The sequence below is a fragment of the Actinomycetospora sp. NBRC 106378 genome (assembly GCF_030269685.1).
GTDB lineage: Bacteria > Actinomycetota > Actinomycetes > Mycobacteriales > Pseudonocardiaceae > Actinomycetospora.
Genome location: NZ_BSTT01000011.1, coordinates 95,607 through 121,516 on the forward strand (window position 1 = coordinate 95,607; position 25,910 = coordinate 121,516).

Consider the following 25,910-nt stretch of genomic DNA (forward strand, 5'->3'; position numbering starts at 1 on the left):
CACCGTGCGCGTGCTCGTCGTCGTCCTCCTGCTCCTGGGCACGCTGTCCGGGTGCGCGTCGCTGGGGCTCGGCCGCGACGACACCGCCGCCGGGCAGGCGGCCCGCCCCGGTGCCCGCACCGACGCGGGGGCGGCCGAGTCGATCCGGACGGCGGCCCGCGCGACGGCCGCCGCCGGCGGCGCCACGGTGCAGGTCCGGTCCAACGGCCCGGCCCGTGACCGCTCCATCACGACGACGGGGTCCGGCGTCGTCGACTTCCGGGGCCGGACCTCCTCGACGGCGCTGCGCATCGGGGACCTGGGCCGCGTCGACGCGCTCGCGATCGGGCGGACGGCCTTCGGCGCCCTGCCCCTGCGGGCGATCAACGACATCTCCCGCGGCCGCCAGTGGGTGTCGGTGGCCCTGGACGACGTGGACCGCGGGCTCTTCGCCGACACCGTGATCCAGCTCGGCTCCGGGATCACCGGCAACCCCGCCGACCTCATGACGACGCTGCTCGCGATCCGCGACGACGTCGTCATGGTCGGGCCGGAGACGATCGCCGAGGTCCCGACGGTGCACTGGCGCGGCGACGTGGACCTCGCCGGCCTGCGCACCCTCGCGCCGGACCTCGGTCCGCTGGTGGACCGGCTGCGGGCGGACCAGGGGCTGACGGCGCTGCCGGTCGACGTGTGGGTCGACACCGAGGGGAAGGTCCGCCAGGTGAGCGAGACGCTCGTCCCCGGGCAGGCCACGACCACGATCACGCTCACCGACCTGCTCCCCCAGGCCACTGTCGTCGCGCCGCCCGCGGAGATGGTGCGCGACCTGTTCCGGGAGCTCCGGGCCCGGGCGAGCTGACCGGGCTCAGACCAGCTCGAGGCCGTCCGGCAGCGGCTCGAAGAAGCGGGCGATCCACGGCTCGATCGCCGCACGCACCGGGCCCTGGGCGCGCAGCGAGTGGTCGCCCCGCACGGTGACGACCTCCCGGTGCGCGGCGGCGGGCGGGACCCCGAAGCGGTCGCGGTCGCCCGAGACGGCGAGCACCGGGATGCCGGCCGCGTCGACGGCGTCGATCTCGGGCGAGCGGTCGGGGCGGGTGCCGTCCTTGCGGGCGGGCGCGAGGAGCGGGAACGCCAGGGCGAGGACACCCACCGGGCGCTTCGGGGCCTGCAGCGCACCCCGGCACGCGACCCGGGCGCCCGACGACCGGCCCCCGTGGACCTGGTCCTGGTCGGGGAAGCGCACGGTCAGCTCCTCCAGGACGCACGCCCACGCCTCGTCGAGCTCCGGTGCGCGCGGCGGCGCCTTCCTCCCGGCCACGCGGTAGGGCTGCAGCACGCGGGCGACCGCGATCGGTACGGGGGCGCTCGACGCCGCGGCGAGCAGGTCCGGTGCCTCGATCCCACCGCCGGCGCCGTGCCCGAGCACCAGGAGGCCGCCGCAGTAGCTCGCGTGCTCAAGGTGCACGACGGCGGGTCCGTGCGGGGTGGCGACCTCGAACTCCTCGACCTCGACGATCACGACGGGTTGACCGCCTCGAGATCGAGGCCCTGCTGCTCGGGCTCCTCGTGCGCCTCCTCGATCAGCTCGGCGCCGTGGTGGCGCACGTTGTTGACCTTCGAGGACACCTGCCGCATCCCGATCGCGGCGAGGACCTCCTCGGACGGCGCGAGCAGGTCGTCGATCGCCTCGCGGTCCGGGTCGAGCCAGGCCTGCCACCGGTCGCGCGGCAGGACCAGCGGCATCCGGTGGTGGATCTCCGTGAGCACGCCCGCCGACGCCGTCGTCACCACCGCCGTCGAGATCAGCGGCGCCTCACCCTTGGCCGGCCGCCACGTCTCCCACAGCCCGGCCAGGGCGAGCGACCCGCCGTCGTCGTAGGACATGAAGTACGGGGTCTTCTGCTTGCCGTCGCGCAGCCACTCGTACCAGCCGTCGGCCGGGATCAGGCAGCGGCGGGAGGCGGCCGCGCGACGGAAGGCCGGCTTCTCGGTGAGCGACTCGGCACGGGCGTTGATCATCTTGTTGCCGACCGCGAGGTCCTTCGCCCAGGACGGGACGAGGCCCCAGCGCATCGCGCGGAGGGACCGCTCGACGGTGGACGGGTCCGGCTTCCCGTCGTCGTCGCGGGGATGGCGGTCGACGACGGCGGGGACCGTGAGCGTGGGCGCGACGTTGTACTCCGGGCCGACGGCCTGGCCGCCGGTCTCGTCGCGCGCGTCGAACTCCTCGGCCAGGTCGGCCGGGTCCTTGGCCAGGGCGTAGCGACCGCACATGGGTCCCGATCCTGCCAGGATGAGGGCCATGACCGCGTGGAGCGCCCCGACCGCCGACGGCCCCGTGCACGGGTCGGTGGCCGTCCCGGGCTCGAAGTCGGTCACCAACCGGGCCCTGCTGCTCGCCGCCCTCGCGACCGACGGCGTCACCCGCACCGTCGCCGGGGCCGCCCGCTCGCGCGACACCACGCTCATGGTCGGGGGGCTGGCGGCAATGGGGGTGGGCACGGACGTCGCCCCGGGTCGCGACGGGACCCTCGACGTCACGATCACCGCACCCCACCACCTGTCCGGCGGCCGGGTCGACTGCGGCCTGGCCGGCACGGTGATGCGCTTCCTCCCACCCGCCGCCGCCCTCGCGAGCGGGCCGGTGGAGTTCGACGGCGACCCGCACGCCCGCACGCGTCCGATGGGCGGCGTGCTCGAGGGGCTGCGCGGGCTCGGCGTCGCCCTGGAGCCTGCCGACGCGGACCGGCTGCCGTTCACCGTGCTCGGCCGCGGCGGCGTGCGCGGGGGCCCGGTCACCGTCGACGCCTCGGCGTCCTCCCAGTTCGTCTCGGGCCTGCTGCTCTCCGGCGCCCGGTACGACGACGGCCTCGCGGTCACCTCCTCGACGCCGGTCCCGTCGCTGCCGCACGTGGACATGACGGTGACGATGCTGCGGCTCGCGGGCGTCACGGTGACCAGCGAGGACGCCCGCTGGGCGGTGTCGGCCGGGCCGGTCACCCCCGACCCGCGGTTCGTCGTGGAGCCCGACCTCTCGGGCGCCGCGGTCTACCTGGCCGCCGCGATGATCACCGGGGGCCGGGTGACGGTCGCCGGGTGGCCCGAGCGGCGGCCCGGGGCGAACCCGGAGCGGCACACGCAGTCGCGCCACGACCTGCCCGACCTGCAGCCGCTCGGGGCCGTGCGCCGCACGCTCGAGGCGTTCGGGGCCCAGCTCTCGGAGGGACCCGACGGGCTGACGGTCGTGGGCCCCGACCGGCTGCAGGGGGTCGACGTCGACCTCGGCGAGATCGGCGAGCTCACCCCGACCGTCACCGCGCTCGCCGTGGTGGCGTCGCTCGGCGGGCACACGTCGCGGCTGCGCGGGGTCGCCCACATCCGGGGCCACGAGACCGACCGGCTCGCCGCCCTGGCCGCCGAGGCCGCTGCGGTCGGCGCGCGGGTCACCGAGACCGAGGACGGTCTGGAGGTGCACCCGCCGTCGGGAACGCTCCGCCCGACCCGTCCGTGGGGGGCCTACGCCGACCACCGGATGGCGACGGCGGGCGCGCTGCTCGGGCTCGTCGTACCGGGGCTGGAGATCGACGACGTGGCCGCGACGGGCAAGACGCTGCCGGACTTCGCCGACGACTGGTCGGCCCTGGTGCGGGGGGCGGGGATCCCGGCGTGACGATGCGGCTCTCCTGCCACCGGACGACAGCAACGACGCTTTCCTGTCACCGGGAGAAGGGGTGAGCCCCCGCAGCGCCGCCGGGCGGTACGACGAGAGCGACGTCCGGGTCCGGCCCGGCAAGGGCACCCGACCCCGGTCGAAGCGCCGCCCCGAGCACGCCGACGCGCGGGCCGCGATGGTCGTCGGGGTCGACCGCGGGCGCTGGACGTGCGCGCCCGACGACGACCCCACCGTGCGCGTGATCGCGATGCGGGCCCGCGAGCTGGGCCGGACGCCCGTGGTCGTCGGCGACCACGTCGACCTGGTGGGCGACACCTCCGGCACGGAGGACACGCTCGCCCGCATCGTGCGGGTCGCGGAGCGGACGAGCGTGCTGCGCCGCACCGCCGACGACACGGACCCCTACGAGCGGGTGGTCGTCGCGAACGCCGACCAGCTCGTCATCGTCACCGCCCTCGCCGACCCGGTGCCCCGTACGGGGTTCGTCGACCGCTGCCTCGTCGCGGCCTACGCCGGGGGCCTCGACCCCGTGCTGTGCCTGACGAAGGCCGACCTCACCGACCCGGAGCCGTTCGCCGCGGAGTACGCCGAACTGGACCTGCCCGTCGTCGTGACCCGGTCGGACCGGGATCCCGGGGAGCTCCGCGAGCTGCTGCACGACGAGGTGTCGGCGCTGATCGGGCACTCCGGCGTCGGGAAGTCGACGCTGGTCAACGCCCTCGTGCCGGACGCCGAGCGGGCGGTGGGCGTGGTCAGCGGCGTCGGGAAGGGCCGCCACACCTCGACCTCCGCGGTCGCGCTGGGCCTGCCCGAGGGCGGGTGGGTGGTGGACACCCCGGGCGTGCGGTCCTTCGGGCTCGCGCACATCTCCCCCGACGACGTCGTCGCCGCGTTCGGCGACCTCGCCGCCGCCGTCGAGGACTGCCCGCGCGGGTGCTCGCACCTCGGCCCGCCGGCCGACCCGGAGTGCGCGCTCGACCCGCTGGTCGACGCCGGGATGCTCTCGGCCGGCCGCCTGGACGCGCTGCGCCGGGTCCTCACCGCGCTGCGCGTCCCCGCCTGGGAGGCCTAGCCGACCGTGTAGGCGTCGTAGACCACCCGCGACGCCCGGCGCTGCGCGACCGCGACCGTCAGCACCCGGGTCATCCAGTGGTACCGCGGCGCCGAGGTCTCGAACGTCGCGTGCACGCGGAAGTAGTACGACGACGGGTCGGGCTCCTCGCCGCGCGCGAGGGCGGCCAGGACCTCCGGCGGACCGGCGCGCACGCCCGCCGTCCGGATGTACACGTCGGCCCCGTCGTCGGAGCGCAGCAGGTAGCGGGTGTCGATCGTGGTGGCGCCGTCGGCCTGGATGACCTGCCAGTCGGCGCCGCCGGGGACGACGATGCCGGAGAACCGCTCGCCGGTGACCCGCCCGCCGACGATCGGCACGATGCGGCGGTGGCCCGCGTCGGTGAACCCCAGGTCGACCGGGGTGTCGAGCTCGACCTCGACGTGCGCGAGGAACTCCAGCCCGGGCGTCGGCAGGGTCACGAGCGGGGCTTCTCACCGCCGGCCGGAGGCTCCGAGATGACCGACTCGTCGTCGGGACCCGGGTCCTCGAGCAGCGTGATCTCGCTGTCCTCGTCGATCACCTCGATCGGATAGGTGGGCCCGGCCTCGCGGCGGCGGGCCATCTCGTCGAGGTGGTCGTTCTGGAAGCAGACCGTGGCCTGCGGGTCGTCGACGACCCAGCGCGGGAAGAAGATCGTGCCGTGGGTGACCCGGTGCTCGAGGTCGGCCACGATCGACACGCTCGTGCCGGTCGGCTCGGTCCAGTGCACGGTGTGGACGTTCTCCCGCAGCCGGGAGACGTAGGCCTGCTGGTCGCGCACCCAGCGCCCGCCGACGAGCCCCGAGTGGATGCGGTAGTCGACGGTCGTGTCGTTCTTGACGTACAGCTCGTACTCCCAGCCGTTGGCGTAGGTGTAGATCAGCCGCTTCCCGACGATGGTGTCGCTCACGGGAGCGGTGTACCCGCTGTTCCCGGATCGGGAGACCGTGACGTGCTACGTTCGAAACCAACCGGATGGTTACTCACGAGGAGAGATCGATGTTCGACGCACGGAGCACCGCCCTCGAGGTCGTCGAGGGCGTCGACCTCACCGGTCGCACGGCCGTCGTCACCGGCGCCGCGTCCGGGATCGGCGTGGAGACGGCGCGGGCGCTGGCGGCCGCCGGAGCGGCGGTGACGGTGGCCGCCCGCTCGGCGGAGGCCGCGGACCGGGCGGTCGCCGACATCCGCGCGAGCACGGGCAACGAGCACGTGTCCACCGCCCTGCTCGACCTCACCGACCTCGCCTCGGTCCGCGCGTTCGTCGACGCCTGGAGCGGACCGCTGCACGTCCTCGTCAACAACGCCGGGGTGATGGACACGCCGGAGACGTCCACGTCGAACGGCTGGGAGCTGCAGTTCGCGACGAACCACCTCGGCCACATGGCGCTCACGCTCGGACTGCACGGCGCGCTGGCGGCGGCGGGCGACGCGCGCGTCGTCGTGGTGTCCTCCAGCGGGCACGGCAGCTCGCCCGTGGTGTTCGACGACCTGTTCTTCGAGCGGCGGGCCTACGAACCGGGTCTCGCCTACGGCCAGTCGAAGACCGCCAACGTGCTGTTCGCCGTCGAGCTGACGCGCCGCTGGGCCGCGGACGGGATCGTCGCGAACGCCCTCATGCCCGGCGGCATCTGGACGGGGCTGCAGAAGCACTGGGACCCGGCGGTGATCGAGGAGCTGTCGGTGACCGCGGCCGACATCATGAAGACCCCGGAGCAGGGCGCAGCCACGTCGGTGCTGCTCGCGACGTCGCCGCAGCTCGCGGGCGTGGGCGGGCGGTACTTCGAGGACTGCCACGAGGCGGAGGTCGTCGAGGAGATCCGGGGCGGCATCCACGGGGTGAAGGCGTACGCGCTGGACCCGGAGGCCGCTCGGCGGCTCTGGGACGTCTCGCTGGCGCTGCTGGAGAAGGCCGGATGGGACATCCCGGGCTGAGCGGGTACGCAGCCGTGTGCCACCACTGCCCGTCCCGGACCCGGGGCCCGACGCCGCCGTCGCCTTCGTCACCGAGCACCTCGGCGACCTGACCTGCGACACCCCGGCCGCCTCCGGCGCGTTCCGGGGTGGGCAGACCGCCGCGGACGTCGCGCTCGGGTCGCTCGACGTCGCGAACTACGCCCGCCGCCGCAACGACGTCTGGCCGCCCGAGCGCCGCGGCGCCTCCCGGATGTCGCCGTACATCCGGCACGGGCTGGTGTCGTTGCCGGCGCTGTGGCAGCACGTCGCCGACGCCCCGCAGCGCGACCGCACGAAGTACCGCGACGAGCTCGCCTGGCAGGAGTACGCGCGGCACGTCTACGCGCGGGTCGGCCCGGCGCTCGGCGACGACCTCCGCGCCCGACCCCCGCGGCCGCCCGAGACGTGGGACGACCCGTGGCCGCGGGACATGAACTGCATGGACACCAACCTCACCGAGCTGCACGACGACGGCTGGCTCGTCAACCAGTGCCGGATGTGGCTCTCCAGCCAGTGGACGGTCCGGGCCGGGGCGCAGTGGCGCGACGGGGAGGACGCGTTCTTCACGCACCTGCTCGACGGCTCCCGCGCGGCGAACCGCCTCGGCTGGCAGTGGACGGTCGGCACCGGGACGGGCAAGGCGTACGGCTTCTCGCGGAACCAGGTCGAGAAGCGGGCGCCGAAGCTCTGCGCGGAGTGCGCGCTGAACGCCGACTGCCCGGTGCAGGACTGGCCGCCCGAGCAGCGCACGTCCCGGATCGAGCCGCCGGAGGCCCTCCGGTCGGACCCGGACCCGGAGTCGACCGGTGGCCCGTCGTCGGTGGCCGAGGTCCCCGACGTCGAGGCGGTCTGGCTCACCGCGGAGTCCCTCGGCGACGACGACCCGGCGCTGGCCGCCCACCCGGACGCCCCGACCGTGTTCGTGTTCGACGAGCCGCTCCTCGCGCGCCTGCGGCTCTCCGGCAAACGACTGGTCTTCCTGACCGAGACGCTGGCCGACCTGGCCACGCGACGTCCCGTCGAGCTGTACCGCGGCCGCGTCCCGGAGGAGCTGTCCGGACGTCGGGTCGCGGTCACGTTCGCGCCGGTCCCCGGCTTCCGTCGTCGGTCGGCCGCCGTCGAGCCCGCCGTCGTGCACCCCTGGCCGTGGCTGTTCCGGCCCCGCGGCGGGCGGCTGCAGAGCTACACGGCGTGGCGCAAGGGGATGCCGCAGCGGCCGGACGGCCTCTGATCCGGGCATGACGCCCGGCCTCCCGGGGCATCATCGCGACGTGCCCCGAGTCGCGATCGCCTGCCAGGGCGGCGGCAGCCAGACGGCGTTCACCGCCGGCGTGCTGCGGCCGCTGCTGCGCTCCCCCGAGGTCGAGCCCGTCGCCTTCACCGGGACCTCCGGCGGCGCGATCTGCGCGCTGCTGGCCTGGTACGGCTGGCGGACGGGCGGTCGGCGCCGCGCGGTGGAGCTGCTCGAGGGCTTCTGGCGGGACAACGCGGCGACGAGCCCGCTCGACGCGCTGACCAACGCCGTCGGGGTCGGAGTGCTGCGCCTGCGCGACCTCGGCCTGCTGCCGCTGCCGGCGTTCGACCCCTACCGGTTCCCGGAGATCGCCCGCACGCAGCTGCAGACCCTCCTCGAACGGTGGGTGGACTTCGGGCTGCTCGCGGCGCTGCCCCGCGACGAGGGGCCGGTGCTGCAGATCGGCGCGGTCGAGGTGCGCAGCGGCGCGTTCCGGCGGTTCGACTCGCGGCGCGGCGAGATCACGGTGGAGACGGTGCTGGCGAGTGCCGCGATCCCGACGCTGTTCCGGGCCGTCGACACCGACGACGGTGTGTACTGGGACGGCGTGTTCTCCGAGAACCCGCCCGTCCGCGACCTCCCCGCCCTCGCCCCGGACGCGCTCTGGATCGTGCAGCTGTTCCCGCAGCGCATCGACGCGGAGCCGCGCTCACCCGGGGCGATCGCCGACCGGCGCGCCGAGCTCACCGCGAACCTGTCGCTGGAGCAGGAGATCGACGCCATCGGGAAGATCAACGAGTTCGTCCGCGCGGGCTACCTCGACGGGGCCGGCTACCGCGAGGTCGGCATCGAGCGCATCCAGCTCGACCGTCGCCTCGACTCCGCGTCCGCCGCCGACCGCTCCCCCGCGTTCCTGCAGGGCCTGATCGACGACGGCGTCCGCGCGGGCGAGGCGTTCCTCGCCCGACAGCCCGCGGCCCGCGCGGCGACGGGGACCTGAGGCCGCCGCTCCGTCCGCGAGAGTCACACCAGCCAGGCCCCGACGTCCCGCGACCTGCCCCACGTGCATCTCGCGGACGGGAGGCCGGTGCGCCCTGCTCCGTCCGCGAGAGTCACACCAGGCAGACCCGAACGCCCCGCGACCTGCCCCACGTACATCTCGCGGCCGGGAGGCCGGCGCGCTCACCCGCCGTCGGGAACGTCCAGCTCCAGCACGAACGGCAGCTCCTGGACGCCGTACCAGGCCAGGTCGTGGTCCTCGGCGTCGCCGAGCGTGAGCTCGGCGTCCTCGTCGCCCAGGTCGGCGGCGTCGATGACGGCCGCGGCGGCGCGCACGGCGTCCGCGGCCTCGGCGAGATCGAGGTGGATCGAGGCGAGCCGCTTCGACGGGATGGGACCCGCCACCCGGACGACCGCGGCGTCGAGGTCCGGGCGCAGGGTCACGTCGTCGACGTCGGCCGCGACGACCGCCCGGCGCGGCGGCGTCTCCGGGTCGTCGGCCAGCTCGGTGGCGAGCAGCCGCAGCGAGGCCCGCGCCGCCTCGCTCATGGCGACGTACTCCAGCTCCTCGTCGTCACCCGCGAGGTAGGACTCGCGCAGCGCCGGGGTCAGCGCGAACGCGGTCCCGGAGAGCGGCTGGACCTGCCCGTCGGCGAGCAGCCGGCGCAGCCCGGCCACCGTGGTCGGGACGAAGACCCTCACCCGTCGCTCCGCTCGCCCAGCAAAACCCTCACGTGTCCCGGTCCTTCCGGGACCACCACTGCGCCGTCGTGCGCAGCGCGGTCCGCACCACGTCCGCCTGCCGGCGGGCGTCCATGACGTTCCAACCCATCACCGAGCGCTCCTCGGGTCCCGGCGCGTGCGAGGTGACCCGGAGACCGGCCTCGCGCAGCCGGGCGATCTCCCGGGCACTGCGGCCCCCGACCATCCCACGGAACAGTCCGTCGGCCGCACCCCCCACCCCCGTCAAGTGGATACGCCCGCGCCGGGCCAGCGGGACGAGGACCAGCGCCTCGTCGAGCTCCGGCATGTCCGACCCGAGCAGCAGGTCGGCCGAGGTCGCCGAGCACACCCCGCCGTCGACGTAGCGGCGCCCGCCGATCCGCACCGGCTCGAACCACCCCGGGACCGCGCAGGAGGCGCTCGCCGCCTCGCCGCACGACGCGGGCGGCGCCCCCTCGCGCCCGAACGGCACCCGGGCGCCGCTGTCGTAGTCGGTCGCGATGATGCGCAGCTCCGGCGCGGTCGGCGGGGCCGGCCACGTCTCCGGCGCGAACGAGGAGACCAGCCGGATCACGCCGGACGTGTCGGCCCGCCCGACCGGCAGCAGCGCCGACGCCACCGCGAGCGGCGGGAAGCGGCGCGGGTGGCGCACGACCTCCCGCAGCAGCCGCACCGACCCCGGCCCCACCCGCGGCATCGGCGGCAGCCCGCCCCGCGCGCCGCGACGGCGGGGCCGGGTCTCCCCCGACGACGGACGCTCCCGCGGCTCGAGCAGGTGGCCCACCAGGTCGTCGACCGGGACCCCGCTCGCGAGGGCCGAGGCGACGATCGACCCCGCCGAGGTCCCGATGATCACGTCGGCGTCACGCGCGTCGTGACCGGTGTGCTGCTGCCAGGTCGACAGCGCCGCCACCGTCCACGCGTAGCCCAGCGAGCCGCCGGTACCGAGGACGACGGCACGCCGGGAGGGGGTCCTCACTGCGGCACCGTCGCGACGAGCTCGGCCAGCGCCTCCGTCACGAGGTCGCCGAACTCGTCGACGTCGGCCATCGAGTCCCGGTCGGCGTTGAAGCCGTAGAACACCCCGCCGTCGTAGGAGGTCAGCCCCACCGCGAGCGACTGTCCCTTCGCGAGCGGCACCACCGGGTACATCTCGAGCATCCGGGCACCGCCCGCGTAGAGCGGGTGCTGCGGCCCGGGCACGTTCGAGACGACGACGTTGAACAGCCGCCGGGACAGGCCGCTCGCGGCGCGGGCGCCCAGCGCGTGCAGGGTGGGCGGCGCGAACCCGCCCACCCGCACCAGCGCGTTGGCGCCCACCGACTGGCCGGACTGCTTGTGCTCGCGCATCGCGTGCGCGACGTGGTGCATCCGCAGGACCGGGTTCGGCTCGCCCACGGGGAGGTCCACGAGGTACGAGGCGATCCGGTTCCCCAGCAGCCCGCCGCCGCTGATCGCCCCGGTCGCGGCCGCCTCGCCGCGCACCGACAGCGGGACCATCGCGCGCATCGTCGTCGACGGCGTGACCGAGGCGCCGCGGGAGAGCAGCCAGTTCCGCATGGCGCCCGCGATGACGGTGAGGACGACGTCGTTGATCGTGCCCCCGTGCGCGCGCCGGACGGTGCGGTAGTCCTCGAGCTCGGTGCGGGCGTGCGCGAAGCGGCGCTGGGTGGAGATCGGCACGTTGAGCGGGCTGGTCGGGGCCGGGCGCACGGCGGTGCGGACCGCGGAGAGCAGCCCGCCCGCCACGCCCGCCACCTTCGTCACGGTGTCGGCCGCGTCGCGCACGGCGGCGTGGGCCGCCTCGACCGCGTTGCCGGGGCGGGCGACGGCCTCCCCCACCGCGTCGAGGACGAGCTTCCACGACGGCGGCTCGGGGCGGGCCACCCAGTCGTCGTCCGGGTCGTCGCGGCCGTCGGGCGAGTCGTCGAGCACGACCTGGCTGATGTCGATCGACGCGATCCCGTCGACCATGGCCTGGTGGGTCTTCGTCACGATCGCGACGCGCCCGCCCGAGAGCCCGTCGACGAGGTACATCTCCCACAGCGGGCGGGTGTGGTCGAGCGGGCGCGACATGAGGCGCGCGACGAGCTCGTTGAGCGCGCGGTCGGTGCCCGGACCGGGCAGCGCGGAGCGGCGCACGTGGTAGGTGACGTCGAAATCGGTGTCGTCCACCCACACCGGCCGGGCCACGCCGTACGGGATCTGCTTGATCTTCTGCCGGTAGCGCGGGACCAGCCCGATCCGCCCGGAGATGAGCTCGACGAGCCGCTCGTAGTCGAAGCCGGACCGGGGCTTGCGGAAGACGGCGACGCTGCCGACGTGCATCGGCGTCGTCGGCTGGTCCATGTAGAGGAAGGAGGCGTCCAGGGCCGTGAGGCGGTCCGGCATGGCCTCGATCCTCGCACGACGGCGGGTGACCGCTGTCTGCCAGAGTGGTCGCCGATGTCACGCGAGGAGCAGGACGACGCCGTGTCCCCAAAGGACCGTTTCGTGACGGTCTACGGCCGCAAACCGGTGCTCGAGGCTCTCACCGACCACGCGCTGGAGGTCGACAAGGTCGTGCTCGCCGAGGGGGTCGACCAGCGCGCCGTGCGGCTGATCCTCGAGGCGGCGCGCTCCCGCGGGGTCCGGGTGACGCGCGCCTCCGCCCAGCGGGTCAAGGTGCTCGCGGGCAACGGCCGCCAGGACCAGGGCGTGATCGCCGACGTGGTCGCGCCCGGCATGCGGACCGTCGAGCGGTTCCTCGCGGCGCTCGGGCCGGAGGCCCCCGCCCGGGTGCTCGTCCTCGACGGCCTCACCAACCCGGCCAACGTCGGCATGATCCTGCGCTCGGCCACCGCCGCCGGGCTGGAGGGCGTCCTGCTCCCCCGCCGCGGGCTGCCCTCGATCGACCCGCTCGTGGTCAAGGCCTCGGCCGGGGTGGCGTTCCACGCTCCGGTGCTGCGCGCCGGGACGGCCGCGGCGGGCCTGGCCGCGCTCGCCGAGGCGGGCTTCGTGCTGCTCGGGCTCGACGGCGGCGGCTCGTCGTCGCTGTTCGACGCCGAACTGGCTCCCCGGACCGCACTCGTGGTGGGCGGGGAGACCGACGGCCTCACCGAGGAGGTGCGCGGCGAGCTGCACGGCACGGTCGCGATCCCGATGGCCGGCGGGGTGGAGTCGCTCAACGCGGCGTGCGCGGCGACGCTGGCCTGCTTCGAACTGACGCGTCGCCATACCCCGTGACGAGATCATCCAAACCCCTCCTGGTCGGCAGTTTCCGGCCCTAGAGTCGGGCGCGTCCGCGGAGTCCTCCCGCCCGTCGGACCCGGGCGCCGACCGGCGCCCGTCGGCACCGTCCCGGGAGGACACATGAGCGTCACGGCACACGAACCCGGACCGGCGTCGACGGGAGGCGGCACCGGCCCGGTGGACGCCGTCACGCCCGGCGTCCGGCCGCGCGCCGGACGGGTCTGCACGGCGCCACGGCTCGCGCGGCGCATGGACCGGCGTCCGTCGCCCCGGCTGCGGGCGCTGCACTCCGTCCCCGTCCCGGCGGTGGCGCGGGCGGACCCGGAACCGGCCCCGGACCTGGCCACCCCGGCGTGGGAGGCCGCGCTCGGGGCGGCGCGGTCGCAGGTCGGGCCGGTCGCGCTGCGGGTGCTGTCGGCGGTCGCCGAGGTGCTCGACGGCGTGCGACCGGTCGCGCACCTCGCCGGCGTCTGCCCGGAGGCGGTCCTCGCGCGGCTCGGGACCCGGGTCCCGGCCGGGCGCCGGCCCGGGACGACTCGCGTGCGGGGCCTGCGGATGTGCCCGCTGGTCACGGCGGGGTCGGAGCCCGTCCCGGCCGTGGAGGTCGCCGCCGCGCTGTCCGCCGCGACCCGGACCCGCGCGGTGGCGGCCCGCTTCGAGCTGCGCGACGGCGGGTGGCGACTGGTCGAGCTCGTCGTCGGGTGATCAGCCCCCGGGGCCGGTCCGGCGCCGGGAGGCCGTGTCGGCGGCGCCCTTGTCGCGGGCTACCGCACCGTCCGGCTCACCTTGTCGCAGTGATTCACTGCGACAAGACGGCCGGTGCCGTGCGGCTCGCCGCGACAAGGTGGCCGCGGGTCAGCCCCGCGGCGGCGCCCCGTGGCACTGCTTGTACTTGCGGCCCGAGCCGCAGGGGCACGGCGCGTTGCGCGACGGGGTGTCGGCGCGACGGGCCTGCTGCGGGTTGCCGCCCGCGTGGCGACCGCCCGTCCGGGCCCCGCCGCCCGCGGCGGTGCGGCCGTCCTCGTCCGGGCCCGAGTAGTTGAGCTGCTGCGGACGGTTCCCGCCCAGCCCGGCGCCGCGGAAGGCGTCGGGGACCGGCCCGCCGTTCAGTTGCGACATCGCCGGGCCGGCCGCGGTCGGCTGCGTGGCCGCGTCGGCCGCCGCGGGCGGGGCCTGGCGGCCGTGGCGACCGTTCGGGCCACCCCGGCCCGCACGCCCCGTCGGCACCGGAGCCGCGTTCGGCTGCGGGCCGCTCGGCTGCGACGGCCGGTCGACCGGCGCCTGGGGGCGACCCGCCGCCGGGATGGCCGTCGTCGGCGTCGAGCGCGGGTCCGGCGGGACCATGCGTGGCGGGGCCTGCCGACCCGGGCCCTGGCCGCCGACCGGACCGACCGGCCGCGTCGGGGCCGAGACCGGCGCCGCACCCGCCGTCGTGAGCCGGCGACCGTCCTGCGGCGGCGTCTCCGGCGTGATCGCGGGCTGCATGGCGGTGTCGGTGTTCGGGTTGGCGCCCGGCACCGCGTCGACCGGCGCGATCTCCTCGACCTGGATGGTCAGGTTGAACAGGAAGCCGACGGACTCCTCCTTGATGCCCTCCATCATCGAGGAGAACATCTCGAAGCCCTCGCGCTTGTACTCGATCTTCGGGTCGCGCTGGGCCATCGCCCGCAGCCCGATGCCCTGCTTGAGGTAGTCCATCTCGTACAGGTGCTCGCGCCACTTGCGGTCGAGCACCGAGAGGATCACCTGGCGCTCGAGCTCGCGCATCCCGCCCTGGGGCACGATGCCGTCGATCTCGGCCTCGCGGCGCTCGTAGGCCGCCAGCGCGTCCTCGGTGAGGACCTCGACGAGCACGTCACGGTCGATGTCGTCGTGCTCCTCGGCGACGTCCTCCCAGCGCACCGACACCGGGTACAGCTGGCGCAGGCCCTCCCAGAGCTTCTCGAGGTCCCAGTCCTCGCTGTAGCCCTCGGCGGTGGCGCCGTCGACGTAGGCGGTGACGACGTCGACGATCATGTTCTGCATCTGCTCGGACAGGTTCTCCCCGTCGAGCACGCGGCGGCGCTCGTCGTAGATCACCGTCCGCTGCTGGTTCATGACCTCGTCGTACTCGAGGATGTCCTTGCGGATCTCGAAGTTCTGCTGCTCGACCTGCGTCTGTGCGGACCGGATCGCCCGCGAGACCATCTTGGCCTCGATCGGCATGTCCTCCGGCAGGTTGAACCGCGTCATGATCGTCTCGACCATGGCGCCGTTGAACCGGCGCATCAGCTCGTCGCCGAGGGACAGGTAGAAGCGCGACTCGCCCGGGTCGCCCTGGCGGCCCGCGCGCCCGCGGAGCTGGTTGTCGATGCGGCGCGACTCGTGGCGCTCGGTCCCGAGGACGTAGAGGCCGCCCGCCTTCTTGACCTCCTCGCCCTCGCGCCGGACCTCGTCCTTGACGCGGGTGAGGGTGTCGTCCCACGCCGCCTCGTACTCCTCGCGGGTCTCGACCGGGTCGAGTCCCTTGGCCCGCAGCTCGAGGTCGGCGATGAAGTCGGGGTTGCCGCCCAGCACGATGTCGGTACCGCGACCGGCCATGTTCGTCGCGACCGTGACGGCCCGACGGCGCCCGGCCTGGGCGATGATCCCGGCCTCCTGCTCGTGGAACTTCGCGTTGAGCACCGAGTGCTCGACGCCGCGCTGCACGAGCAGCTTCGCGAGGTACTCCGAGCGCTCGACGCTCGTGGTGCCGATCAGCACCGGCTGGCCGCGCTCGTAGTGCTCGGCGATGTCGTCGGCCACGGCCTCGAACTTCGCCGCCTCGGTCTTGTAGACCAGGTCGGGCTGGTCGACGCGCTGCGGCGGCCGGTTCGTCGGGATCGGCACGACGCCGAGCTTGTAGGTCTTGGAGAGCTCGGCGGCCTCGGTCTGGGCCGTACCGGTCATCCCGGAGAGCTTCTCGTAGAGGCGGAAGTAGTTCTGCAGCGTGATCGTCGCAAGAGTCTGGTTCTCCTGCTTGATCTCGACGCCTTCCTTGGCCTCGATCGCCTGGTGCAGGCCCTCGTTGTAGCGGCGACCCGCGAGCACGCGACCGGTGAACTCGTCGACGATCAGGACCTCGCCGTCGCGGACGATGTAGTCCTTGTCCTTGAGGAAGAGCTCCTTGACCTTGATCGCGTTGTTCAGGTATCCGACCAGCGGGGTGTTCGCGGCCTCGTAGAGGTTCTCGATGCCGAGCTGGTCCTCGATGAAGGCGACGCCCTCCTCGGTGACCCCGACGGTCTTCTTCCGCTCGTCGACCTCGTAGTGCAGGTCCTTGGACATCTTCGGCGCGAGCCGGGCGAACTCGGAGTACCAGCGGGCGCTCTGCTCGGCGGGCCCGGAGATGATCAGCGGCGTGCGGGCCTCGTCGATGAGGATCGAGTCGACCTCGTCGACGACCGCGAAGACGTGCCCGCGCTGGACGCACTCGGCCTTCGACCAGGCCATGTTGTCGCGCAGGTAGTCGAAGCCGAACTCGTTGTTCGTGCCGTAGGTGATGTCGGCCTTGTAGGCCTCGCGCCGCTCGTCGGGCGGCATCTCGGAGTAGATCGCGCCGACGGTCAGGCCGAGGAAGCGGTGGACCCGGCCCATCCACTCGGAGTCGCGGCGGGCGAGGTAGTCGTTCGTGGTGACGACGTGCACGCCCTCGCCGGTGATCCCGTTGAGGTAGGCGGGCAGCGTGGAGACCAGCGTCTTGCCCTCACCGGTGCGCATCTCGGCGACGTTGCCCAGGTGCAGGGCGGCACCGCCCATGAGCTGCACGCGGTAGTGGAACTGGCCGAGGGTGCGCCTGGCCCCCTCGCGGACGACCGCGAACGCCTCGCCCAGCATGTCGTCGAGCGACTCGCCGTCGGCGTAGCGCTCGCGGAACTCCTGGGTCTTGCCCCGCAGCTCGGCGTCGGACAGCGCCTCGATCTCGTCGGCGAAGGTGTCGACGTAGTCCGCGATCGCGCCGAGACGCTTGACCGTCCTCGCCTCGCCGGCTCGCAGCAGTCGGTTCAGCACCACGATGGGTGACCTCGCTCGTCCTCGTCGTCGTCGGCCCGCGCCCGCGGCACTCGTGGGGAGTGCGTGGACACGCACCCCATGGTAAGCGCGCACCACGGAGGCGGTCCGGGGCCCGGTCGTCGCCGGACCGGACCCCGGCACCTCCTGCGACCACCCGTCACCGGGCGGAGGAGGCGTCAGACGAGGTGGATGACGCCGTAGTCGTAGCCGTGACGCCGGTAGACCACGCTCGGCCGTCCGCTCGCCTTATCGGAGAACAGGAAGAAGTCGTGCCCCACCAGCTCCATCTGGGAGAGGGCGTCGTCGACGGTCATCGGCACGGCCTCGTGCTCCTTGACCCGGGCGATGCGCCCCGGGCCGTCACCCTCGACCTCCCGGCCGAAGCGGTCGTCGAGGGCCTCGCGGGCGGCGGGGACGGCGGTGTCCTCCCCGGGCTCGCGCAGCGCGTCGGGCAGGGAGTCGTCGAGCTCGGCGCCGCTGGTCGGCAGTTCCTCGCCCGGTCCGCCGGCGCCGACGGCGACACGACGGCGCGCGGAGCGGTGCACGCGGCGGTCGTGGGAACGGCGCATCCGCTCCTCGAGGCGGCCGACGGCCAGGTCGAGGGCGGAGTAGAAGTCGCCGGCACAGGCGACGGCCCGGACGACGGGTCCCCGCCCGCGGCCGGTGATCTCGACGCTCTGGCAGGTCTTGGTCTGACGCGGGTTGTTCTCGTGCGAGAGCTCGACGGACATCCGGATGACCTTGTGGTCAAAGCGTCCGAGTCGGGCCAACTTCTCGGTCGTGTGGTCGCGGAAGTGCTCCGGGACCTCGACGTTGCGGCCACAGATGACGATCTCCACATCAACTCCCGTGGGAAGGACGGAGCGCCGCCACATCGGCCCGAGCAGGCCGTGGCGTCGCGATACGACTCCTCGTGCCTCCTCTCGGTCGCCGGACCGGTGAGAGGGGACACGCTAGCGACTCCGACGGGTGGCCGGAAGGTGTCGTGCGGGCGTCTCCCGGGTCGGGCGACGGGCGGCTCCGTCCTGCTCGCGGCGGATCGACACGACCCCGGGAGCACCCGTCCGGGTGACCCTCCGTCGGGTCGGACGACCCCCCGGGACCACCGGGCGTCGGGCCCCGACCGCGGTGATCACGAGCACCAGCCCGACCGGCCGCCCGGCGTCGGCGAGGGCCCGCCCGCACGCGAGCGCCGTCGCGCCCGTGGTGAGCACGTCGTCGAGCAGCACCACCGGCCGGTCGTCGTCCGGAACGGCCCGCAGCCGGCGCCGGACCCGCAGGTGCGCGGCCAGGTTCGCGGCGCGCGCCCGGGCGTCGAGGCCGACGGAGTCCCGCGCGCGCCACGACAGGGCCAGCGCGGGCAGCACGACGTGACCGGTCCCGGCCGCGACCGTGCGGGCCAGGTGCAGCATGTGGTCACCGCCCCGGGCCCGGGCCGCCCCGGGCCGCGACGGCGCCGGCACGAGCAGACAGGGCCCCCGCGGGAACGCCTCCGCGAGTGCCGCGGCGAGGGCGGCGGCCAGCGGCCGGGCGAGGTCCCGACGGCCGCGCTCCTTGTAGGCGATCACCGCGCGGCGGGGTGCCCCGCGGTAGGGCGCGAGCGCCATCGCCGGGGGCAGCCCGGCCAGGTCCGGGGCGGGCACCGGGCGGGCGAGCTCCGCGCGGCAACCCGCGCAGAGCCCGTGGCCGGGCTCCACGACCGCGTCGCAGCCGCCGCAGGGTGTGGGCAGCAGGAGGTCGAGCAGGGCGCGCCACGCGGCTGTGATCACACCTCGATGCTCGGCCGCCCCGCCCTCCGGTCGCCAGCGGACCGCCCGGGCCTGGGGACGACCCGTCGTCGGGAGCGGGCTGGGGACGATCCGCTGACCCGATCGCCGACGCGGTGGCGCGGACGGGCGAGCGGTCTACCCCGGGTAGGCGGGCACGGACGAGTTGGACCCGCCGGGGACCGAGCTCCAGACGTCGCCGCCGCTGGCCGGCAGGGACCAGAGCCCGCCCTGGTCCACCACGAGCGTCGGGCGTTCCGGAGCGGCGGCCACCGCGGTCACGGGCGGGGTGAGGTTCGTGGTGGTCGGGCTGTCCAGGTCGAGGCCGTCCACGGAGGCGCTCTGCACCGGGCGGCCGAGGGCGGTGCCCACCGCCACGAGCCGGTCGGTCTGCGACCACGTGACGTCGAGGACGCCCGCGAGGGCCTCCCCGACCGGCCCCGGGCGCAGCACGCGCACCGGCCCGAGGCGCGCGCCGCCGCCGCTGTCGCGGATGACGGTCGCGACGAGGACCCGGCCCCCGGCCACCAGCGCGACCTTCGTGCCGTCCGGGGAGAGCCGCAGCGTCGTCGGCGGGCCGTAGCCGGCGAGGGAGGTGCTGTCGAGGGCGACCGGGGTGAGGGCGCCGCCGTCCCCGGGCGCGCGGACCGCACGGACCGGAACGCCGTCGACGACCGCCCAGACCTCGCTGCCGTCCGGGGTCCAGGACGGGCGGCCGACGTAGCGCCCGGCGACCGGGCTCGGCGTGGCGGCGGCACCGGACCGGCCGACCCACAGCCGCATCCCGTCCGCGCCCAGCCCGACGACGGCGACGTCCCGCCCGTCGGGCGAGAGGCTGGCGCTGCGGGGGTCGTCGACACCCGTGACGAGGTCGGGGGCGCTCGCGCTCGCCGCGGAGGGGTTGTCGGGGACGGTGAGCACCCGGCCGCCGGTCACCACGAGGGCGGGCGGCGCGGCCGGGGCGGAGGAGGCGTTGTCGCTGGGGAGGTCGCGGCGTTCGCGGACCACGGGCGGCAGGGAGGCGAGGACGTCGGCGACGCCGAGCTCGGTGCGTCCCTCCACCAGCGGCTCGCCGTCGACGCTCGGCGCGACGCGGTCGATGCCCACCCCGGCGAGCGTCAGCACGATCTGCTGGGCGATCTCGGTGCGGCGCCCGCCGTCGAGCGCGTCGACCGGACCGATGCGGGTGAGGTCGACGGTGGTGACCCCGTCCGGGCTCGTGCCCACCGCCGAGCGCAGCATCGCCCCCGGCGGCAGGGCGGACAGCGCCGCCCCGCGCAGGTCCTCGGACGGGCCGGAGAGCAGCTCGTCGAGCACCCGCGAGGCGACCGACCGGGCCGGGCTCGTCGCGAGGTAGCGGGTCTCCCCGACCGGCGCGCCGCCCACGGCGGCGAGGAACCAGATGCGCACCGGCCGGGTGTTCGCCCGCAGGTCGGTCCGCCGCACGATGGTGCCCGGCGGCAGGCCGGAGATGCGCCACACGCCGTTGTCCTGGGTGAGGTTCACGGTGACGTCGACGGTGCCCGGGTCGGCCACGAAGGCCCCGTCCGGGCGCAGGGTGCCGAGCTTGTCCGCCCGGACCCGCACCGACGCCTCCGGCGCCTGCCCGTTGCCCTCGGAGAAGGTCGTGTCCACCCGGTCGGACACGACCGTCGGCGACGCGCCGTCGTCCCAGCTGCCCGCCGTGGCCGGGGCGAGGAACGCCCGGGCGGCGCTGTGGCGCTCCGCGGTCGCGCCGGAGGCCAGGATCCAGCCGCGCACGATCTCCAGGGGGCCGGCACCCCGGGCGGGCCCCGGAGGGGCGCTCGGCTCGGCGGGGTCGCCCACGCGCCGCAGCACGGTCACGTCGGACGAGCCCGGCACCGTGGCGCACCCGGCGAGGAGCAGGGCGACGAGACCGAGCACGGCGGCCGGCAGGAGCCGTCGTCGGGACGTCATCGTGCGTCCTCCGGGGTCCCCGACGACGGGTCGGGCAGCTCCTCCGGCACGACCACCGCGAACTCGCCGGTCTCGGGCGGGGGCAGCGCCGTGCCCGTCGTGCCCGCGGCCTCGTGGATGCCGGGCTCGGCCTCGGCGGGTGCCGCCGAGACGGGGATGAGCGGGAGCGGGCTGGTGCGCAGCAGGTCCCCGGCGGTGCGCGGCAGCGTCAGCCGGAACACCGCGCCGTGGTCGGTCTCGCCCCACGCCTGCAGCCAGCCGCCCTGCAGGCGCGCGTCCTCGAGGCTGATGGCGAGCCCCAGCCCCGTGCCGCCGCTGCGGCGCTGGCGCGAGGGGTCGGCGCGCCAGAACCGGTTGAACACCAGGCCGGCCTCGCCGGGCTTCAGGCCGATCCCGTGGTCGCGCACGACGACCGCCACCGCGTGCTCGTCGGCCGCCACCCGCACCTCGACCGGCCGGCTCTCGCCGTGGTCGATCGCGTTGGCCAGCAGGTTGCGCAGGATCCGCTCGACGCGACGCGGGTCGACCTCCGCGGCGGCGGGCTCGGCGAGGTCGAGCAGCAGCGGCGTCGCGGTCTCGTCGACGAGGTGGCGCACGGTCTCCGCGGCACGGCGCACGACGTCGCGGACGTCGACCCGCTCCACGGCGAGCTCGGCCACCCCGGCGTCGAGGCGGCTGATCTCGAGCAGGTCACCCAGCAACGACTCGAAGCGGTCCAGCTCGTCGACGAGCAGCTGCGCGCTCCGGTGGGCGATCCGGTCGGTGTCCTTCCGGTCCTCGGCCTGCGCGTGCAGCACCTCGGCCGCCATCCGCACCGTCGTCAGCGGCGTCCGCAGCTCGTGGCTGACGTCGGAGGTGAACCGTCGCTGCAGCGCCCCGAACTCCTCGAGCTGGTGGATCTGCTGCTGGATGCTCGCGGCCATCTCGTTGTAGGACTCGGCGAGGCGCGCCACCTCGTCGTCGCCGTAGACCGGCATGCGCTCGTCGAGGTGTCCGTCGGCGAACCGCTCGGCCACGTCCGCGGCCTGGCGCACCGGACGCACGACCTGGCGCGTGACGATGCTCGAGATCCCCGCGAGCAGACCCAGCAGCGCCAGCCCGGCCAGCGCCAACGTCGACTGGATCAGCGCGAGGGTCCGCTGCTCGGCCGTGAGCGGGAAGATCAGGTACAGCTGCAGGTTGCGTCCGGCGGTCCGCACCGGCTGGCCGACGACGTACGCCGGGACGTCCGGGCGCCCGGTCCTCGTCACCGTCACGTACTTCGTCGCGAGGAAGCCCTTGAGCACCGGGGCGCGCAGCTGCGGCGGCACCACCCCCGCGGGTCCCGACGACGGGTCGGTGACCGATCCGCTCGACCCCGTCGCCCCGGGTGTCCCGATGGCCTCGGTGCCGGCGACGAGCACGGCCTCGAAGGCCCCGGCGTCGCGGTCGGACCCGGAGCCGGAGGAGGTCAGCCCGTCGAGCGCCTCGTCGAGCGTGGCCTGCGTGCCGTCGCGGTCGGGATCGACGCGGGCGAGGTCGCGCTCCAGGTTGCCGCGGCTGATGTCGGCCTGCACGAGGGCGGCCTGTTCCTTGCCCTCGAGCAGCCGGTCCGCGATCTGGGTCTGCAGGACGAGGCCGAGGACGAGCACCACGACGGTCGACATCGCGACCGTGGACAGCACGACCCGCAGCTGCATCGACCGGCGCCACAGCACGCGGACGGCGCCGACCCGCTCCGCGAGGGCCAGCTCGGCGCGGCGGCGGAGCCCGGCGAGACGCTCAGCCACGGATCACCCCGGTCACACCGATCAGGGCGGGCCGGCCTTGTACCCGACCCCGCGGACGGTCAGCACCACCTCGGGGTGCTCCGGGTCCGTCTCGACCTTGGAGCGCAGCCGCTGCACGTGGACGTTCACCAGCCGGGTGTCCGCCGCGTGCCGGTAGCCCCAGACCTGTTCGAGCAGCACCTCGCGGGTGAACACCTGCCGCGGCTTGCGGGCGAGCGCCACCAGCAGGTCGAACTCCAGCGGCGTGAGCGGGATCGGCGCGCCGCCGCGACGCACCTGGTGCGCCGGGACGTCGATCGTCACGTCGCCGATCTGCATCTGCTCGCTGGGCTCCGACGGGAACTGCCGCAGCCGCGCCCGGATCCGGGCGACGAGCTCCTTCGGCTTGAACGGCTTGACGATGTAGTCGTCCGCGCCCGACTCCAGCCCGAGCACGATGTCCACCGTGTCGGTCTTCGCGGTCAGCATGACGACGGGCACCCCGGACTCGGCCCGGATCGCCCGGCAGACGTCGATCCCGTTCATGCCCGGCAGCATCAGGTCGAGCAGCACCAGATCCGGCGCGGACTCCCGCACCGTCGGCAGCGCGTCGGCCCCGTCCGAGACGACCGTCGTCTCGAAACCCTCGCCCTGCAGGACGATCGTCAGCATCTCGGCGAGCGAGGAGTCGTCGTCCACCACGAGGATCCGGGAGCTCATGTCTCAATGGTGTCACTTCTCACCGACGATCCGGGAGCGAATGCGTCCCCGAGCACGGCATCCAGCACGGCGTCAGCCGTACGGGTGAGCGCGTTGTCCCCCGACTGCCGATTGTCGGACACCCACCAGGGTGCCAGCCACTGCTCCTCGACGAGGGCGTCGTAGACCGCCGCACACCGTCCCTGCAGTTCGGCGTCGGCCTCGAAGCCGTCGGCGGCGCGGTCGGGCCGCTGCGCCGCACGGTCGCGGACCCGCTGCGCCGCGAGCTCCGGCGGCACCCGGACCAGCACCTGCGCGTCCGGCACCGGGAGCCCGAACCGCTCGATCTCGGTGGCCGCCACCCAGGCCGCGAACCCGCCGACGCCCTCGTGCAGCCGCGCCGAGCCGTACGCCGCGTTCGACGCCACGTACCGGTCGACCAGCAGCAGATCGCAGTCCCGACGGCGGGTGGCGAGCTCCTCGCGCGCGGCCCGGCGGTCGAGGGCGAACAGGAGGGCCATCGCGTGCACGGAGGCGCCGGTGTCGCCGTGCCCGCCGCGCAACGCCTCGCCGGCCAGTGCCGCGTGGACGTCGTCGTCGTAGCGCGGGAAGGCGATCGCGCCGACCGTCGCGCCCCGGTGCTCGGCCGCGCGGTGCAGGGCGGCCACCAGGGTCGCCTTGCCCGCCCCGTCCAGGCCCTCGACGGCCACCAGAACACCCACGGACGGCCACGCTAGCCAGGAACGCAGCGTGACGGCGGTGCGGGACCGGCGAGGTGCACACCACGCAGGGCGAGCAGCCCCGAGATCTGCCCCACGTGAACCTCGCGGACCGGCTGCCCGGCCCGCCCGCGCCGAGGTGCACGCCAGGCAGGGCCCACGGCCACGGAACCTGCCCCACGTGAACCTCGCGGCGAGGGCACACCCGGACACGACGGAGGGCCCCGCCGCACGTGGCGACGGGGCCCTCCGAGGTCAGGTCCGATCAGTACCGGTAGTGCTCCGGCTTGTACGGGCCCTCGACGTCGACGCCGATGTACTCGGCCTGCTCCTTGGTGAGCTTGGTCAGCTCCGCGCCGAGTGCCTCGACGTGGACCTTCGCGACCTTCTCGTCCAGGTGCTTCGGCAGGCGGTAGACGCCGATCGGGTACTCGTCCTGCTTCGTGAAGATCTCGATCTGCGCGATCGTCTGGTTCGCGAACGAGTTCGACATGACGAAGCTGGGGTGCCCGGTGGCGTTGCCCAGGTTCAGCAGGCGACCCTCGGACAGCAGGATGATCGAGTGGCCGTCCTCGAAGCGCCACTCGTCGACCTGCGGCTTGATGTTGATCCGCGTGGCGCCGGACTTCTCGAGCTTCTCGACCTGGATCTCGTTGTCGAAGTGGCCGATGTTGCCCAGGATCGCCTGGTGCTTCATCCGCTTCATGTGCTCGAGCGTGATGATGTCCTTGTTGCCGGTCGTCGTGATGACGATGTCGGCCTCGTCGATGACGTTCTCGACGGTGTTGACGTCGTAGCCCTCCATCAGCGCCTGGAGCGCGCAGATGGGGTCGGCCTCGGTGACGGTCACGCGGGCACCCTGGCCACGCAGCGACTCCGCGGAGCCCTTGCCGACGTCGCCGAAGCCGCAGATGACGGCCTTCTTGCCGGAGATCAGCACGTCGACGGCGCGGTTGATGCCGTCGATGAGCGAGTGGCGGCAGCCGTACTTGTTGTCGAACTTCGACTTGGTGACCGAGTCGTTGACGTTGATCGCCGGGAAGAGCAGCTTGCCCTCGTTGAAGAACTCGTACAGGCGGTGCACGCCCGTCGTGGTCTCCTCGGTGACGCCGCGGATGCCCGAGGCCACCTTGGTCCAGTGCTGCGGGTCCTCGGCGAGCGAGCGACGCAGGGTCTCGAGGACGACCTGGTACTCGGCGGGGTCGTCGAGCTCGGTGCTCGGCACGACGCCGGCCTTCTCGAACTCCACGCCCTTGTGGACGAGCATGGTGGCGTCGCCGCCGTCGTCCAGGATCATGTTCGGGCCGCGGGTCTCACTGTCGCGCCACGCGAGCATCTGCTCGGCGCACCACCAGTACTCCTCCAGCGACTCGCCCTTCCAGGCGAAGCACGCGACGCCCTTGGGCTCCTCGGGGGTGCCGTGCGGGCCGACGACGACCGCGGCGGCCGCGTGGTCCTGCGTGGAGAAGATGTTGCAGGAGGCCCAGCGGACCTCGGCACCGAGCTCGACCAGGGTCTCGATGAGCACCGCGGTCTGGATCGTCATGTGCAGCGAGCCGGAGATGCGCGCGCCGTGCAGCGGCTTCGCCTCGGAGTACTCGCGCCGCAGGGCCATCAGCCCGGGCATCTCGTGCTCGGCGAGGCGGATCTCGCGGCGACCGAAGTCGGCCTGCGAGAGGTCGGCGACCGCGAAGTCGATCCCGTTCTTCTCGGCGTACTTCTCGTGCGTGGTGCCTACTGCTGCCATGACTCCTCATCCGCTGTCGTGGGGTGAGTGGTACGACCGTGCAGTCATCGACCCGGCTCGTCGCCGGACCTCGGGCGCGGTCCTCCACCGTCCGGAGGCGCCCTTGCGATGGTGCGGAATCCACCGAGCGTGGCGGGCGAAGCCCGTTGCAGCGCCACTCGGCGGCTCCGACGCACGTCACGTGCGTTCTGTTGCCGTGATTCGAGGTTCACACAGGTCCCGGGGGTGGTCAAGGCGGAGCGACCGCACTCCGCCCGACCGCGCGAGGTCCCCGCAGGTAGGGCGGCGGTAGTCCCGGTTCGTCACCCGGGTCACAGTGCACCCGGTCACACGGTTGCGTACGGACGCCAACGGTATGACCGGCGCC

General features: G+C 74.4%; 23 protein-coding genes. 8 read left to right on the forward strand and 15 right to left on the reverse strand.

The features are described 5' to 3' along the window. Positions 1-4: 4 nt before the first annotated feature. Positions 5-841, forward strand: a complete 837-nt coding sequence (locus QSK00_RS22130; RefSeq protein ID WP_285594159.1) for an SCO4651 family lipoprotein — start codon at positions 5-7, stop codon at positions 839-841. 6 nt (positions 842-847) lie between these two features. Here QSK00_RS22130 and QSK00_RS22135 read toward each other — a convergent pair whose 3' ends face one another. Continuing rightward, entirely contained in the window at positions 848-1,504 is a 657-nt protein-coding gene (locus QSK00_RS22135; RefSeq protein ID WP_285594161.1) for an alpha/beta hydrolase family protein, read from the reverse strand. Further along, positions 1,501-2,259, reverse strand: a complete 759-nt coding sequence (locus QSK00_RS22140; protein ID WP_285594163.1) for an SOS response-associated peptidase — start codon at positions 2,257-2,259, stop codon at positions 1,501-1,503. Before QSK00_RS22140 ends, QSK00_RS22135 begins: the two co-directional genes overlap by 4 nt. A gap of 28 nt (positions 2,260-2,287) precedes the next feature. Here QSK00_RS22140 and aroA point away from each other — a divergent pair, with 28 nt between their 5' ends. Together aroA and rsgA are read left to right on the forward strand one after the other, a co-directional pair. Beyond that, the gene (aroA, locus tag QSK00_RS22145) at positions 2,288-3,655 is read left to right on the forward strand and encodes a 3-phosphoshikimate 1-carboxyvinyltransferase (RefSeq protein ID WP_285594165.1); all 1,368 of its coding nucleotides are present in this window, start codon (positions 2,288-2,290) and stop codon (positions 3,653-3,655) included. A 61-nt stretch (positions 3,656-3,716) separates the two neighbouring features. Continuing rightward, positions 3,717-4,730 carry a ribosome small subunit-dependent GTPase A gene (gene rsgA, locus QSK00_RS22150; protein ID WP_285594166.1) on the forward strand — a complete coding sequence of 338 codons (1,014 nt, stop codon included), beginning with the start codon at positions 3,717-3,719 and terminating at the stop codon, positions 4,728-4,730. Here the strand turns inward: rsgA and QSK00_RS22155 are convergent. Further along, on the reverse strand, positions 4,727-5,191 hold the full coding sequence (locus QSK00_RS22155; protein ID WP_285594168.1) for a DUF3237 domain-containing protein: 465 nt from the start codon (positions 5,189-5,191) through the stop codon (positions 4,727-4,729). The genes rsgA and QSK00_RS22155 overlap by 4 nt on opposite strands. Beyond that, entirely contained in the window at positions 5,188-5,661 is a 474-nt protein-coding gene (locus QSK00_RS22160; RefSeq protein ID WP_285594170.1) for a phenolic acid decarboxylase, read from the reverse strand. Before QSK00_RS22160 ends, QSK00_RS22155 begins: the two co-directional genes overlap by 4 nt. Before the next feature lie 89 nt (positions 5,662-5,750). Between QSK00_RS22160 and QSK00_RS22165 the strand changes: the two genes are divergently transcribed. The 3 genes from QSK00_RS22165 to QSK00_RS22175 are packed head-to-tail and all read left to right on the forward strand — an operon-like array spanning position 5,751 to position 8,941. Next, on the forward strand, positions 5,751-6,686 hold the full coding sequence (locus QSK00_RS22165) for an SDR family NAD(P)-dependent oxidoreductase (RefSeq protein WP_285594172.1): 936 nt from the start codon (positions 5,751-5,753) through the stop codon (positions 6,684-6,686). 16 nt (positions 6,687-6,702) lie between these two features. Next, positions 6,703-7,938 carry an FAD-binding domain-containing protein gene (locus QSK00_RS22170; RefSeq protein WP_285594174.1) on the forward strand — a complete coding sequence of 412 codons (1,236 nt, stop codon included), beginning with the start codon at positions 6,703-6,705 and terminating at the stop codon, positions 7,936-7,938. A gap of 40 nt (positions 7,939-7,978) precedes the next feature. Continuing rightward, entirely contained in the window at positions 7,979-8,941 is a 963-nt protein-coding gene (locus QSK00_RS22175) for a patatin-like phospholipase family protein (protein ID WP_285594176.1), read from the forward strand. 182 nt (positions 8,942-9,123) lie between these two features. Here QSK00_RS22175 and QSK00_RS22180 read toward each other — a convergent pair whose 3' ends face one another. The 3 genes from QSK00_RS22180 to QSK00_RS22190 are packed head-to-tail and all read right to left on the reverse strand — an operon-like array spanning position 9,124 to position 12,054. Further along, complete coding sequence (locus QSK00_RS22180; RefSeq protein ID WP_285594178.1) at positions 9,124-9,642, reverse strand: DUF6912 family protein; 519 nt, start codon at positions 9,640-9,642, stop codon at positions 9,124-9,126. A 28-nt stretch (positions 9,643-9,670) separates the two neighbouring features. Beyond that, the gene (locus QSK00_RS22185; protein WP_285594181.1) at positions 9,671-10,642 is read right to left on the reverse strand and encodes a patatin-like phospholipase family protein; all 972 of its coding nucleotides are present in this window, start codon (positions 10,640-10,642) and stop codon (positions 9,671-9,673) included. Further along, positions 10,639-12,054 (reverse strand): WS/DGAT/MGAT family O-acyltransferase, encoded by a 1,416-nt coding sequence (locus tag QSK00_RS22190; RefSeq protein WP_285594183.1) that lies wholly within the window; start codon positions 12,052-12,054, stop codon positions 10,639-10,641. The genes QSK00_RS22185 and QSK00_RS22190 overlap by 4 nt, the downstream gene beginning before the upstream one ends. A gap of 54 nt (positions 12,055-12,108) precedes the next feature. Between QSK00_RS22190 and QSK00_RS22195 the strand changes: the two genes are divergently transcribed. Both QSK00_RS22195 and QSK00_RS22200 read left to right on the forward strand, forming a co-directional pair. Further along, positions 12,109-12,888 carry a TrmH family RNA methyltransferase gene (locus QSK00_RS22195; protein WP_285594185.1) on the forward strand — a complete coding sequence of 260 codons (780 nt, stop codon included), beginning with the start codon at positions 12,109-12,111 and terminating at the stop codon, positions 12,886-12,888. A gap of 126 nt (positions 12,889-13,014) precedes the next feature. After that, positions 13,015-13,599 (forward strand): Rv3235 family protein, encoded by a 585-nt coding sequence (locus QSK00_RS22200; RefSeq protein WP_285594187.1) that lies wholly within the window; start codon positions 13,015-13,017, stop codon positions 13,597-13,599. A gap of 150 nt (positions 13,600-13,749) precedes the next feature. Here QSK00_RS22200 and secA read toward each other — a convergent pair whose 3' ends face one another. The 8 genes from secA to ahcY all read right to left on the reverse strand — a co-directional run bounded on the left by secA (position 13,750) and on the right by ahcY (position 25,543). Then, positions 13,750-16,926: a preprotein translocase subunit SecA gene (gene secA, locus QSK00_RS22205; protein WP_285594189.1), complete on the reverse strand. Its 3,177-nt coding sequence runs from the start codon at positions 16,924-16,926 to the stop codon at positions 13,750-13,752. 176 nt (positions 16,927-17,102) lie between these two features. Beyond that, the gene (gene hpf, locus QSK00_RS22210) at positions 17,103-17,765 is read right to left on the reverse strand and encodes a ribosome hibernation-promoting factor, HPF/YfiA family (protein ID WP_285594191.1); all 663 of its coding nucleotides are present in this window, start codon (positions 17,763-17,765) and stop codon (positions 17,103-17,105) included. Positions 17,766-17,879: 114 nt separating this feature from the next. Continuing rightward, positions 17,880-18,695, reverse strand: coding sequence for a ComF family protein (locus QSK00_RS22215; protein WP_285594193.1), 816 nt, complete (start codon positions 18,693-18,695; stop codon positions 17,880-17,882). 135 nt (positions 18,696-18,830) lie between these two features. After that, positions 18,831-20,630 (reverse strand): LpqB family beta-propeller domain-containing protein, encoded by a 1,800-nt coding sequence (locus QSK00_RS22220; RefSeq protein ID WP_285594195.1) that lies wholly within the window; start codon positions 20,628-20,630, stop codon positions 18,831-18,833. After that, on the reverse strand, positions 20,627-22,399 hold the full coding sequence (gene mtrB, locus QSK00_RS22225; protein WP_285594196.1) for an MtrAB system histidine kinase MtrB: 1,773 nt from the start codon (positions 22,397-22,399) through the stop codon (positions 20,627-20,629). Before mtrB ends, QSK00_RS22220 begins: the two co-directional genes overlap by 4 nt. A 21-nt stretch (positions 22,400-22,420) precedes the next feature. Beyond that, complete coding sequence (mtrA, locus tag QSK00_RS22230; protein ID WP_285594198.1) at positions 22,421-23,098, reverse strand: MtrAB system response regulator MtrA; 678 nt, start codon at positions 23,096-23,098, stop codon at positions 22,421-22,423. Beyond that, positions 23,095-23,799 carry a dTMP kinase gene (locus QSK00_RS22235; RefSeq protein WP_285594200.1) on the reverse strand — a complete coding sequence of 235 codons (705 nt, stop codon included), beginning with the start codon at positions 23,797-23,799 and terminating at the stop codon, positions 23,095-23,097. The genes mtrA and QSK00_RS22235 overlap by 4 nt, the downstream gene beginning before the upstream one ends. A gap of 262 nt (positions 23,800-24,061) precedes the next feature. Then, the gene (gene ahcY / locus QSK00_RS22240; RefSeq protein ID WP_285594202.1) at positions 24,062-25,543 is read right to left on the reverse strand and encodes an adenosylhomocysteinase; all 1,482 of its coding nucleotides are present in this window, start codon (positions 25,541-25,543) and stop codon (positions 24,062-24,064) included. Between the last annotated feature and the right edge of the window lie 367 nt (positions 25,544-25,910).

Bases quoted from the DNA above. Each gene is read 5' to 3' on its own strand.
- QSK00_RS22190 (WP_285594183.1), bottom strand. From the start codon at position 12,054: ATGCCGGACCGCCTCACGGCCCTGGACGCCTCCTTCCTCTACATGGAC.
- QSK00_RS22220 (WP_285594195.1), bottom strand. From the start codon at position 20,630: ATGACGTCCCGACGACGGCTCCTGCCGGCCGCCGTGCTCGGTCTCGTC.
- QSK00_RS22140 (WP_285594163.1), bottom strand. From the start codon at position 2,259: ATGTGCGGTCGCTACGCCCTGGCCAAGGACCCGGCCGACCTGGCCGAG.
- QSK00_RS22165 (WP_285594172.1), top strand. From the start codon at position 5,751: ATGTTCGACGCACGGAGCACCGCCCTCGAGGTCGTCGAGGGCGTCGAC.
- aroA (WP_285594165.1), top strand. From the start codon at position 2,288: ATGACCGCGTGGAGCGCCCCGACCGCCGACGGCCCCGTGCACGGGTCG.
- ahcY (WP_285594202.1), bottom strand. From the start codon at position 25,543: ATGGCAGCAGTAGGCACCACGCACGAGAAGTACGCCGAGAAGAACGGG.
- QSK00_RS22200 (WP_285594187.1), top strand. From the start codon at position 13,015: ATGAGCGTCACGGCACACGAACCCGGACCGGCGTCGACGGGAGGCGGC.
- QSK00_RS22195 (WP_285594185.1), top strand. From the start codon at position 12,109: ATGTCACGCGAGGAGCAGGACGACGCCGTGTCCCCAAAGGACCGTTTC.
- mtrA (WP_285594198.1), bottom strand. From the start codon at position 23,098: ATGAGCTCCCGGATCCTCGTGGTGGACGACGACTCCTCGCTCGCCGAG.